General features: G+C 77.5%; 15 protein-coding genes. 12 read left to right on the top strand and 3 right to left on the bottom strand.

The annotated features are described in order from the left end of the window. Positions 1-464 precede the first annotated feature (464 nt). From ACRYMY_RS16620 to ACRYMY_RS16610, 3 genes are all read left to right on the top strand, one after another. Positions 465-737 (top strand): ArsR/SmtB family transcription factor, encoded by a 273-nt coding sequence (locus ACRYMY_RS16620; protein WP_432548340.1) that lies wholly within the window; start codon positions 465-467, stop codon positions 735-737. Between the two features lie 102 nt (positions 738-839). After that, positions 840-1,172 (top strand): YciI family protein, encoded by a 333-nt coding sequence (locus ACRYMY_RS16615; protein WP_432548339.1) that lies wholly within the window; start codon positions 840-842, stop codon positions 1,170-1,172. A gap of 117 nt (positions 1,173-1,289) precedes the next feature. Continuing rightward, positions 1,290-2,186 carry an aminoglycoside phosphotransferase family protein gene (locus tag ACRYMY_RS16610; RefSeq protein ID WP_432548338.1) on the top strand — a complete coding sequence of 299 codons (897 nt, stop codon included), beginning with the start codon at positions 1,290-1,292 and terminating at the stop codon, positions 2,184-2,186. A 10-nt stretch (positions 2,187-2,196) separates the two neighbouring features. Here the strand turns inward: ACRYMY_RS16610 and ACRYMY_RS16605 are convergent, their stop codons facing one another. Next, positions 2,197-2,772, bottom strand: coding sequence for a TetR/AcrR family transcriptional regulator (locus tag ACRYMY_RS16605; protein WP_432548337.1), 576 nt, complete (start codon positions 2,770-2,772; stop codon positions 2,197-2,199). Between the two features lie 65 nt (positions 2,773-2,837). Here ACRYMY_RS16605 and ACRYMY_RS16600 point away from each other — a divergent pair, with 65 nt between their 5' ends. Further along, the gene (locus tag ACRYMY_RS16600; RefSeq protein WP_432548336.1) at positions 2,838-4,007 is read left to right on the top strand and encodes a DUF418 domain-containing protein; all 1,170 of its coding nucleotides are present in this window, start codon (positions 2,838-2,840) and stop codon (positions 4,005-4,007) included. Between the two features lie 15 nt (positions 4,008-4,022). Here the strand turns inward: ACRYMY_RS16600 and ACRYMY_RS16595 are convergent, their stop codons facing one another. Continuing rightward, the gene (locus ACRYMY_RS16595; protein WP_432548335.1) at positions 4,023-4,955 is read right to left on the bottom strand and encodes an SDR family NAD(P)-dependent oxidoreductase; all 933 of its coding nucleotides are present in this window, start codon (positions 4,953-4,955) and stop codon (positions 4,023-4,025) included. Between the two features lie 97 nt (positions 4,956-5,052). Here ACRYMY_RS16595 and ACRYMY_RS16590 point away from each other — a divergent pair, with 97 nt between their 5' ends. Genes ACRYMY_RS16590 through ACRYMY_RS16580 form a run of 3 tightly spaced genes read left to right on the top strand, consistent with a single transcriptional unit; the run spans position 5,053 to position 6,654 of the window. Next, positions 5,053-5,643: a TetR/AcrR family transcriptional regulator gene (locus ACRYMY_RS16590; protein ID WP_432548334.1), complete on the top strand. Its 591-nt coding sequence runs from the start codon at positions 5,053-5,055 to the stop codon at positions 5,641-5,643. A 58-nt stretch (positions 5,644-5,701) separates the two neighbouring features. Beyond that, positions 5,702-6,292: a DinB family protein gene (locus ACRYMY_RS16585; protein ID WP_432548333.1), complete on the top strand. Its 591-nt coding sequence runs from the start codon at positions 5,702-5,704 to the stop codon at positions 6,290-6,292. Further along, positions 6,289-6,654 (top strand): hypothetical protein, encoded by a 366-nt coding sequence (locus ACRYMY_RS16580; protein WP_432548332.1) that lies wholly within the window; start codon positions 6,289-6,291, stop codon positions 6,652-6,654. Before ACRYMY_RS16585 ends, ACRYMY_RS16580 begins: the two co-directional genes overlap by 4 nt. Before the next feature lie 22 nt (positions 6,655-6,676). Here the strand turns inward: ACRYMY_RS16580 and ACRYMY_RS16575 are convergent, their stop codons facing one another. Beyond that, on the bottom strand, positions 6,677-7,120 hold the full coding sequence (locus tag ACRYMY_RS16575; protein WP_432548331.1) for a hypothetical protein: 444 nt from the start codon (positions 7,118-7,120) through the stop codon (positions 6,677-6,679). Between the two features lie 168 nt (positions 7,121-7,288). Here ACRYMY_RS16575 and ACRYMY_RS16570 point away from each other — a divergent pair, with 168 nt between their 5' ends. The 5 genes from ACRYMY_RS16570 (at position 7,289) to ACRYMY_RS16550 (ending at position 10,645) form a co-directional block, all read left to right on the top strand. Beyond that, complete coding sequence (locus ACRYMY_RS16570; RefSeq protein WP_432548330.1) at positions 7,289-7,549, top strand: helix-turn-helix transcriptional regulator; 261 nt, start codon at positions 7,289-7,291, stop codon at positions 7,547-7,549. After that, on the top strand, positions 7,546-8,055 hold the full coding sequence (locus ACRYMY_RS16565; RefSeq protein ID WP_432548329.1) for a hypothetical protein: 510 nt from the start codon (positions 7,546-7,548) through the stop codon (positions 8,053-8,055). Before ACRYMY_RS16570 ends, ACRYMY_RS16565 begins: the two co-directional genes overlap by 4 nt. A gap of 76 nt (positions 8,056-8,131) precedes the next feature. Further along, positions 8,132-9,211 (top strand): hypothetical protein, encoded by a 1,080-nt coding sequence (locus tag ACRYMY_RS16560; protein ID WP_432548328.1) that lies wholly within the window; start codon positions 8,132-8,134, stop codon positions 9,209-9,211. Positions 9,212-9,284: 73 nt separating this feature from the next. Continuing rightward, a complete protein-coding gene (locus ACRYMY_RS16555; RefSeq protein ID WP_432548327.1) occupies positions 9,285-9,848 on the top strand; it encodes an RNA polymerase sigma factor in 564 nt (187 codons plus the stop codon). Beyond that, a complete protein-coding gene (locus ACRYMY_RS16550; protein WP_432548326.1) occupies positions 9,845-10,645 on the top strand; it encodes a hypothetical protein in 801 nt (266 codons plus the stop codon). Before ACRYMY_RS16555 ends, ACRYMY_RS16550 begins: the two co-directional genes overlap by 4 nt. Positions 10,646-10,677: the final 32 nt, after the last annotated feature.

The raw sequence follows: 10,677 nt of genomic DNA, 5'->3' as shown, positions 1-10,677 counted from the left end.
CCACCGGCCCCGCCCCCCCCCCCGCCTCGGGGGGCGGCCCCCGGGGGGCGCGGGGGAGTTGGGGGTTTGGCGGGGGGGGGGGGGGGGGGGCCGCCCGCCCGGGTCGACGGTGGCCAGGCAGGAGGAGGTGCCGGAGGCGTGGTCCCGCCCCTCGAACCGCAGGGTGCGGGAGCCGGGGAGGCGGATCTCGTCAGGACCGGTGGTGCGCGTCACGTCGAGCGACGCTCCTCCCGGGGACCGCGGCCCGCACAACCTCTCGACGTGGCTCGAAGGTTCGTGGAGTTCCGGCTGACCCCGGACGACGTCTCCGCCGTCCGCTTCGGCATCTCACCCGGCCACGAACTGGTCCACGCGGTGAGGGTGCTGGCCGCGCCGCAGCACCACCCCCTGCACCGGAGGGTGGCTGAAGCTGGTGCGCCCCGACGTGCCGGCCCGGGAGTTCGAGCTGCTGCGGCTGGTCGTCGGTGACGCCGGTCACGTGCCCGACGTGCTCACGTCGACGCCCTCCTGGGACCTCACCCCGGCCGAGGAGCTGCGCCGGTTGCGGGCGGCGGACCCCGGACCGGCCGCGGTCGACCTCGGAGTCCGCGGCGCGCGCGGGCCTGGCGGTGTCCACGGCCTCGCACCACCTGAGCACCCTGCGCGCCGGGGGCCTGGTGCAGTCACGGCGGTCGGGGGCACCGGTCCTGCACGCCCGCACCGCGCTCGGGGACGCCCTGGTCACCGCCAACCGCTGAGTTTCGACCTGGGCCGAAAGGGTGGTGCGGGCCGGACGCGGTGGACGACCGTCGTCGTGCACGAGCAGTCACCGCCGACGATCGTCCCGAGGGAGGAGACCCGTGCAGTTCGCGCTCATCCACTCCTACGACCCCAGCACCACCGGCCCGGCGGACGCAGAGGTCGAGCGGTGGCTGGAGCTCGACGCCGAGCTCACGAGGACCGGCGTCGTCGTCCACGAGTCCGGGTTCCACCCCGTCGACGAGGCCCAGGACGTCACCGTCCGCGACGGTCAGGTCGGGGTGACCGCAGCCCCTCGCGCCGGCAGCACCGTCGCCGGTCTCCACGTCGTCGACGTCCCCGGCCCGGACGAGGCGCTGCGGATCGCGGCCAGGATCCCGACCGCTGCGTACGGCACGGTCCAGGTGCGTCGGGTCGTCCAGTTCGAGGGCTGAGGACCTCGGCGCCCGAGGCACGCCCCCCGCGGGGGCGGTCGCCGCCGCAAGCACGTCCGCGGTGCACCGCGGGAAACCGCGTTGCTCCGGAACTGGTGTCCCGGCGACGCTGCGCCGGTGCCCGCACCGAGGTTGCACCCGGACCAGGTCCCCACCGACGTCGACCTCGTGCGCCGCCTGCTGGCCGAGCAGCACCCGCGGTGGGCGCACCTGCCGGCGCGGGAGGTGGACTCCTTCGGCACCGACCACGACGTGTACCGCCTGGGAGCCGACCTCGCCGTGCGCCTGCCCAAGGTGGCCTTCTCCGCCGGTCAGGCCGCCCTGGAGGCGACCTGGCTGCCGCGCCTGGCGCCGCACCTGCCCGTGGCGCTGCCGGAGCACCTGGCGGCGGGGCGACCGGGGTGCGGCTACCCGTTCGCGTGGTCGGTGTGCCGGTGGTTGCCGGGGCGCCCCGCCTCACCGGCGACGGACGACACCGCGGCGCTGGCGTCGGACCTGGCGGAGTTCCTGGGCGCGCTGCACGACGCGCCGACCACGGGTGCGCCGGCTCGCCGGGCCGGGGCGCGCGGCGGGCCGCTGGCCGAGCGGGACGGACAGGTGCGCGCCGCGGTGACCGAGCTGGGGGACCGCGTCGACGCCCGCGCCGTGCTGCGCGTGTGGGAGGAGGCGCTCGAGGCCCCGGGCTGGGGCGGGCCGGAGGTGTGGGTGCACGGGGACCCGCTGCCGGGCAACCTGCTCGTCCGCGGCGGGCGCCTGTCGGCGGTCATCGACTGGGGCGCGCTCGCGGTGGGCGACCCGGCCTGCGACCTGCAGGGCGCGTGGAACCTCCTCGGTGCCGCGCACCGCGCGCGCCTGCGCGACGCGCTGGCCGTCGACGACGCGCAGTGGCTTCGGGGCCGCGGCTGGGTCGTCGCCCAGGCCGTCGTGGCGCTGCCGTACTACTGGGACACCAACCCCGGCATCGTCGCTCAGGGTCTGCGAGCCCTGGGCGAGGTGCTGACCTCCGAGGGGTGACCGCGGCCGGTCAGCCCCCGGGCGACAGCAGCTCGTCCAGGTGCCGGCGCACCAGCCGGTGGGCGCGCTCGGCGCTGACCCGGCCGGGTTCGGCGACCCGGGCGGTGGCGAGCCCGTCGAGCAGCGCGAGGAGCGCGGCGGCCTCGTCCCCCACCCGCTGCGGCGGCAGGTCGGGCCGGGCCGCGGCGAGCAGGCGCGCCAGCGCGTCCTCGACGCGCTGCCAGGCCGTGCGGTAGGCGAGCGCCGTGGGTTCGTGCACCGCGGCGCGGGCCACGTGCGCGAGCCAGACGACGGCGGCCGGGCGCTCCTCCGGACCCGCGGGCACCAGCCCGGCGGCCACGGCGCGCAGCGCCTCGCCGGGTGTCGGCGCCTGCTGCGCGCGCTGGGCGAGCTGCGCGCTGACCTGCTCGTCGACGCGCCGCATGGCGGCGGCGAGCAGCGCGTCCTTGGTCGGGAAGTGGTGCTGCACGGCGCCGATCGAGACGCCGGCGCGGGCGGCGACGCGCCGGATGCTCAGGCCCTCGAAACCCTGCTCGGCCAGCAGCGCGACGACGACGTCGAGCAGGTCCTCGGAGGGTGCGGGCACGCCCGCATCGTCGCACCGGGCTGAAGGGCTCCCGAACCATACGATCGTATGGTCCACTGGTCCGCGTGACGACGACGCGAGCCACGACGGCCGGCCCCAGGACCCGGGTGGCGGCCCTCGACGTCGCCCGGGGCCTGGCGATCCTCGGGACCCTCGCCACGAACATCTGGATCTTCACCGACCCGCAGGGCCTCGTCGGCTACCTCACCGGCGGAACCCTGGCCGAGCGGACGCCACCGGCGTGGCGGGCCGTCGAACTGCTGGCCCAGCAGCTCGCGCAGGGCAAGTTCCTCGGACTGCTGACGCTGATGTTCGGCGTCGGGCTGGAGCTGCAGCGCCGCTCGGCCCTGCGCGCCGGGCGGCCGTGGCCGGGTCGGTACTGGGTGCGCGCGCTCCTGCTGTTCCTGGACGGGCTCCTGCACTTCGTCCTCGTCGCCGAGTTCGACGTCCTGACGGGCTACGCCGTCACGGCCGTGGTCGTCGCGGCCGTGCTCGCCACCAGCGAGCGCGCGCAGCGCCGGTGGCTGGTCGGCGCGGCCGTCGTGCACGGCGCGCTCCTGGCGCTGGTGACGACGGCCCTGCTCGCCGCGCCCGGCGCGGACGGCGGACCGGCGCGCCTGGACCCCAACCCCTACGCCGACGGGTCGTTCGGGGACCTGGCGCTGTTCCGCCTGGAGAACCTCGTGCTGTTCCGCGCCGAGCCGGTGTTCGTGCAGGCGCTGTCGGTCGCGGCGTTCCTCCTCGGGGCCCGCCTCGTGCGCGCCGGCGTGCTCGAGGAGCGCGGGACCCGCCTGCGCCGGCGCCTGCTCGCGATCGGCGCCGTGGCCCTGGTCGCGGACCTGGCGCTCGGGCTGCTCGGCGGGACGGCGGGCCTGGTGCTGGCCCGCTACGGCACCGCCCCGCTCGTCGCGCTGGGGTTGCTGGCGCTCGTCGCGGAGGTGGTGCGCCGACGGTCGCGGCTGGGGTTCGCGGGCCGCCGGCTCGCCGAGGTCGGCCGGACGGCGCTCAGCTGCTACGTGCTGCAGAACGTGCTGGCGTCCGCGCTCTGCCACGGCTGGGGCCTCGGGCTGGCGGCGCGCCTCGGCCCGGACGTGCGGGTCCCCGGCACGCTCGGGTTGTACGCGGTGGTGGCCGCGGCCGTCGTGCTCGCCGCGCACCTGTGGGCGCGGCGGGGCGGTCAAGGGCCGGTCGAGGCGCTGTGGCGGGCCTCGGCGCGGGCGCTCGGCGGGCGCTGACCCGGGGCCGCGGCGTCAACGACGGGTGGCGCTGCGCGCGGCGGTCAGCTCCTCAGTGCGCTCCCACACCAGGTCGGCCAGCGCGCGGTCGGTCACCGGCGCCCGGAACTCCTCGAACCCGACGAGCGCGTCGTCCCGCGCGCCGACGGGTCCGGCGAACAGGTCGGGGCGGACGTCCGGGGAGGTGGCCGCGAACAGCAGGGGGCGTGCGCCCTGCTCGGGTTCCCGCGCGCCCCACACCCTGCCGAGCACCGCCGCGACCGCGCGGTCGCGGCGGGAGGTCAGCCCGGTGTTCATGGGGGTCCGCACCATCCCGGGGTGCGCGGCGATCGAGCGCACCGGGGAACCGGCGTCGCTCAGGCGCCGCTGGTGCTCCACGACCCACGTCATGTGCAGGGTCTTGGTGCGCGCGTAGGTGCCGCCGCGGTACCACCGGCGGCGGCCGTCGAGGTCCTCGGGGCCCAGGCGGACCGGGAAGCTGCGGTAGAGGTTCGTGCCCGTCGTGACGATCCGCGGGTCGGGGGACCCGGCGAGCTGCTCGTGCAGCAGCCGGGCGAGCAGCGCCGGGCCGAGGTGGTTGGTGGCGAGCTCGAGCTCGTGCCCCTGCGGGCTGGTGCGGCGCTCGACGCCGCCGGTGCCCGCGTTGTTGACGAGGACGTCCAGCCCCCGGTCGCGCAGGCCGGCGGCGAAGCGCCGCACGCTGTCGAGGTCGGCGACGTCCAGCTCGGCCAGTTCGAGGTTCTCGCGGGGGGCGGTGCGGGCCAGCGCGTCGCGGACGGCGGCGCCCTTGTCGAGGGAGCGCACGGCCATGACGACGTGGGCGCCGGCGGCGGCGAGGGTGCCGGCGAGGAGTTCGCCCAGGCCGCTGGAGGCGCCGGTGACGACGACGGTGCGACCGCTCTGGTCGGGGACGTCCTGGGCGCGGAAGGGGACGGCGGGGACGGGCACGGCGGGCCTCCTGAGTGATGTGGAACGGGTTCCGCTTCGACAGCGTCGCAGAACCGGAACGTGTTCCGCAAGGGCGCGCCTCGCCTACCCTCGACGCGTGAGCACGTCCGACGCCCCCGGTGCCGCACCGCTGCGCGCCGACGCCGCCCGCAACCGCGAGCACGTGCTCGCCGTGGCGCGCGAGCAGGTGCGCCGCGGGGCACCGCTGCCCCCGATGAAGGACCTGGCGCGGCTGGCCGGCGTCGGCACCGGCACCGTCTACCGCCACTTCCCCACCCAGCAGGCGCTGCTGGCCGCCCTCGGCGAGGACGCCACGTGCGAGCTCGCCCTGCAGGTGGGCGCCGCCGCGGAGGAGGACGACGCGGTGCAGGGGTTCGCCCGCGTGGTCACCGCCGTGGTGCGCGGGGTCCTGCACGACCCGGCCGTGCGCGCGGCCGTCACCGGCGCCGGCCCCGGCTGCGCGCCGCCCACGCGGGCGGCGGTGCAGCTGGACGAGGCGGTCGGGCAGCTGCTGCACCGGGCCCGCGCGGCAGGCGCCGTGCGCGACGACGTCGACGCCGACGACGTCCGGCTGCTGGTGCTGGGCCTGGCCGCGGGGCTCGCGCCGGTCGCCGACGACGACGCGCGCGTCGAGCGGCACGTGCGGGTCCTGCTCGACGGCCTGCGGGGGCCGGGCGCTCCGGCGTGAGGGCGAGGACGCGCGCGGGCTGACAGCCGGACCGTGCCCCGGGTGCCACGCTGGACCGGTGGCCGACGACGCGAAGGACGAGCTGCACCGCTACCTGCGCGAGGGGCGCGAGGCGCTCCTGTGGAAGCTGGACGGCGTCGGCGAGCGCGACGCGCGGCGCCCGCTGACGCCCACCGGGACGAACCTGCTGGGTCTGGTGAAGCACCTGGCAGGGGTGGAGGCGGGCTACTTCGGAGAGGTCTTCGCGCGCCCGTTCCCCGAACCGCTGCCGTGGACCGAGGACGACGCCGAGCCGAACGCGGACATGTGGGCGAGCGCGGAGGAGTCGCGGGCCGGCGTCGTCGACCTGTACCGGCGGGTGCAGGAGCACAGCGACGCGACGATCGCGGCGCTGCCGCTGGACGCCCCCGGGACGGTGCCGTGGTGGCGGCCGGAGAGCCGGTCGGTGACCCTGCGCCGCGTCCTGGTGCACGTGGTCGCGGAGACCCACCGCCACGCCGGGCACGCCGACGTCGTGCGCGAGCTCGTCGACGGCGCGGCGGGACTGCGCCCGTCCGGGTCGAACCTGCCCGACGGCGACGCCGCCTGGTGGGCCGCGCACCGGGCGCGGCTGCAGCGGGTCGCGGACGAGGCCGGCGAGGGGACGTGAGCGGCACCGCGGCGGGGTTCGACGTCCTGACCCTGCGGGAGGCGGCCCGGCCGCCCGGCACGGAGATGAGCCACCAGCGCGAGGGGGAGCACGTCGCGCGGCTGCGGCAACCGCCGACGCACCTGGACCTCGTCGTCGACGGCGTCCCGCTGCAGCGCCTGCTCGTGGAACTACCGGTGCTCGAACCGGAGACGTACGGGTTCGGCGACACCTTCGACCTCGTCAGCGTCGCCGACCTCGCCCACCCCGGTCGCGCCGCCGACGCCCTCGACGCGCTGGAGGCCGAGGACCGGGCGGCGGAACTGGCGCACCGGCGCAGCCGCAGCCTGCGGGGCCGGTGGCGGCGGCTCACCGGACGCTGAGGGGATCGCCGCGACGGGCTCCTCACGCCGGCCCGCAACCCTCCCCCGTCCGCAGCGCCGCCACGTCCGGGCAGCGCACGTGCTCCCAGCCGCCGGAGCCGTAGGAGTCGTCCGTGGCGTCGGTGAACACGTCGACACCGGCGCCGGCAGGCAGCAGGCGGTAGGACGTCCTGATCGGGTCGCCCTCCTCGGTCAGGGTCGTCACCCGAACCTCCGCCCCCTCGCGCCCGGCGCCCGGTGCCGTCAGGCACTGCAGCACCGGCGGCAGCGACGCTCCGCCCAGCGGCACCTCCACCGGCGGGCAGGTCGGGTACGGGACGCGCTCGGTGAACGCCCGCGGTGCGCGGCCGGAGGCGGTCACCTCCCACGCCACCCACGCCGCCCCGGCGACGGCGAGAGCCAGCAGCGCCACCGCGAGGACGGTCCCGACCGACGGGCGGCGGGTGGGCGGTGCGCTGGTCGTCACCTGCGCAGGGTGACCGGTCCGCGGCTGCGTCGGAGTCGGTCCGGCCCGACGCCCGTGAGCCGGCCCGGCGTCGAGGACGCCACCCGGGTCGCGGGCTCCCCGACGGGCTGTCGCCGAGCCGTGTCACGTAGCCTTGACATGGTGTCGGGTAGACCTGACACTCGTCCGGTGGGGAGGACATCCGCGCGGGGACGCAGCAACCGTGTCCGCGCAGCGCGCACCGCTCTCGGGCTCACCCAGGCCGAGCTCGCCGACGCCTGCGGGGTCACCCGGCAGACCGTGGTCGCCGTCGAGGCCGGCGACTACGCCCCCTCCGTCTACCTCGCCCTGGCCATCGCTCAGCGGCTCGGGCACAGCGTCGAGGACCTCTTCGCCACCCCCGCACCGGACGCACCGGTCGGTTCGCACACCACGGAGGCGCGCGCGTGAACGAGCACGACGAGACGCTGGAGCAGCCGGGCCGCCGCGACGGCGCGCTCGCGCGCTGGGCGGAGGGCATCGGCGACCTCGACAGCCCCTTCCTGCAGGAGGAGCGGCAGCGCGACGTGTGGAACGAGGCCTCGGCCGTCGGCCTGCAGGTCGCGCTGTGGCTGGGCACGGCGGCCGCCACCGCCATGCTGTGGGCCGGTGGGCGCGGGGCCCTGCCCTACGCGCTGACGACGTTCGCGGTCCCCGCCGTCGCCGCGGGCGCCGCGCTGGCCCACGCGAAGCGTCTGGGAGTCCGTGCCGACGATCCCCGCTGGCTCCGGCCGCGCCGCCTCGTCCCCTACGGGCTGCTCGTCCTGACGTTCCTCGCCGGCGTGGTCCACGCCGCCCCCGCGGGGAGCTTCGGGTCCGGCCTCGCGGTCGGGGCGGCTGGCGGTGGCGCGCTGGCGGTGGTCTGCGCGGCGGTGGCCGCGGTCCGCGCGCACCGGGACGACGTCCCGGCCCGGTGAGCCGGTGGCTCCGGCCGATCTCCCGGGTTCGCCGAACGCCCGCTCAGCGGGGCAGCCGCTGGTGACCGTCGACGGGGTGACCACCCCGCGCCGCGCGCTGCCGACGCTGTCCGCGCTGGCCCTGGTGGGCGTGCTCGCCGCGTGCGCCGCGCAGGCCGGCGGGCCGGTCGCGGCCGTCGGCGACACCGAGGCCCGCGACGTCGTGGCCCGCGTGGTCGCCCTGGCCGCCGAGCGGAATCCCGAGGCGATGCGGCGGTTGTGCGCCGAGAACGACGGCTGCCTCGGCATGTCCGGTGGGATCGACGCCGTCCCCGAGGAGGCGCCGGGCCCCGACCGGGCGCCGCGCGAGCTGTGCGTCGTGGCGGTCCCGGCCACCCCCTCGCAGGCCGGGTCGCGCGTCGTGGTCCTCGAGGGCACCGACGGGAACGGGCGCCCCTACGTCACCCAGGTGCTCGTCGACCGCGTCCCCACCGCCGAAGAGGACGCGGACGGGCTGCGGGTGCAGGAACCGGGTTTCTGGCGGGGCGTCCGCTACACCGCGCTGCAGCACGGGCGCGCGTGGAGCGCCGCCAGCGACGGACCCGGGCAACCGGAGGCGGACAACGAGTCGGCGCGGCGCGCCTGCACGGACACCGACGCCTGGCTGGCGGAGGTCGCCGGTACCGGCGCGCCCACGAGCAGCGCTCCCCCGGCCACCGAGGCGCCCGCCACCGGCGCGTACGTGCAGCCGCGGCTGCAGCCCCTGTCGCCGGGCGGGCCGGACCGTCCCGGCGACGACACCCTCGACTGGCGGGGGCAGGTGCGCGAGTCGCTGCAGCGCTGGCCCGGCACCTTCGTCGTCCCCGAGGAACTGCCCGCGGACGTCGACCTGGCGTTCACCAGCACCTGGTGGGAGCGGCCCGTCCTCGACGTGATGAGCGAGGGTTCCGGCGTCGTCGTGTGCGTCGGGGAGCGGCCGGAGTGCGAGGCCGCCGTCCGCGGCGCGCCGGTCGTCCTCGTGCGCAGCGGCGAGGCCGACGGGCTGCCCTTCCACGTCCTGCTCAAGCCCCCGGCCGACCCCGCCACCACCGGGGAGCTGACGCCCGCGCAGCGGGAGTTCTGGGAGACCGTGCCGTTCACCGGCGCCGTCCCCGGGTGGGCCGCCGGCGAGGCGTGAGCGGCGCCGTCGCGCACGACGGTCCGCGCGGGTGCGGCGACACACCCGCCCCGGTGCCGGACAGGGACGAGTCGTGAGCCCACCGACCACCCGCGAGGACCGCTTCCGGGCGCTCTACGACGAGCTGCGCCCCCCGCTGCTGCGGTTCGCCCACCGCCGCAGCGACGCCGGCACGGCCGAGGACGTCGTCGCCGACGCGCTCCTCGTCGTGTGGCGGCGCCTGGACGAGGTCCCGGCCGACCGCGACGACGCCCGCGCCTGGGCGTACGCGATCACCCGCAACGTCCTGCTCAACCAGGCGCGCGGCCGGCGGCGCCGCGCGGCGCTCGGTGTGCGCCTCGCCGAGGTCGGCGACCGGGAGGAGCGGGCGCGCCGCGACGAGAGCGAGGGCGTCGTGCACCGGGTCGACCTGGCCCGCGCGTGGCGCGAGCTGTCCGACGTCCACCAGGAAGCCCTCGGCCTCGTCGTCTTCGAGGAGCTGGACTCCCCCCGCGCGGCCGCGGTCCTCGGCATCTCCGCCGTCGCCTTCCGGCTGCGGCTCAGCAGGGCCCGCCGGGCCCTGCGCCAGCACCTGGACCACCCCCTGCCCGCCGGCCGGCCGGCCGCGGCGGGCCCCGTCCTCAGGAGCGTGCCGTGAACCGTACCCACGAGATCGACGCGCTGCTGCGCACCGTGGACGCCGCCGGCTCCGGCGACGACCGCGACGACCGCGCTGCCGGCGACCTGGAACGGATCCTCGCCACGGACCCCGACCCCCGCGGCGCTGCCACCACCGCGCACCCCGCCGCACGACGCCGGCGGCGACTGGTGCTCACGACGGGTCTGGTGGCGGCGGTCACCGCGGGCCTGGTCCTGCTGCCCTCGCCGTTCGGCGGCGGCGACGACGCCTACGCCACCTGGACCGCGGTCCCCGCCGCCCTGAGTCCCGCGGCCGCCGCCGCCGCGGCGGAGAGCTGCCGCGAGCACCAGGGCGTCCGCGGGTTCGACGAGATGTACCCGCAGCTGGCCGACGCCGTGGTGGCCGTCGCGGAACGGCGCGGGGCGTGGACCACCGTGGTGCTGGGCGCGGAGGGTGGTTTCGTGGCCACGTGCACCACCGACGACTCCGCCGGGACGTTCTCCCGTGGCATGTTCGGCTCGATCGGTGTTCCCGCGGTGCCCGCACCCGGCCCTCGCGACGTGGTCGCCACCGGCCTGGGCGTCGGCACCCTCGGGGCGGGTGACCTGTCGGTGGCCGAGGGGTTCGCGGGCGAGGACGTCACCGGGGTGGTGTACCGCAGCGCCTCCCGCGGGCACGTCGTCGCCACCGTCAGCGGCGGGCACTTCGCCCTGTGGTTCCCCGGTGACGAACTGACCGGCGCCTCGCACGGCGTGGACGTCGAGGTCACCTACCGGGACGGTTCCCGGGAGACCCGCACCCTGTCGCTCACGTGAACCCGGCACCTCGGCCCCGGCGGCTGATGCAC

This window comes from Kineococcus haloalkalitolerans, assembly GCF_050871905.1.
Lineage (GTDB): Bacteria > Actinomycetota > Actinomycetes > Actinomycetales > Kineococcaceae > Kineococcus.
Note: the sequence above shows the minus strand (reverse complement) of the source record. Positions and strands in the feature narration are given on the sequence as shown.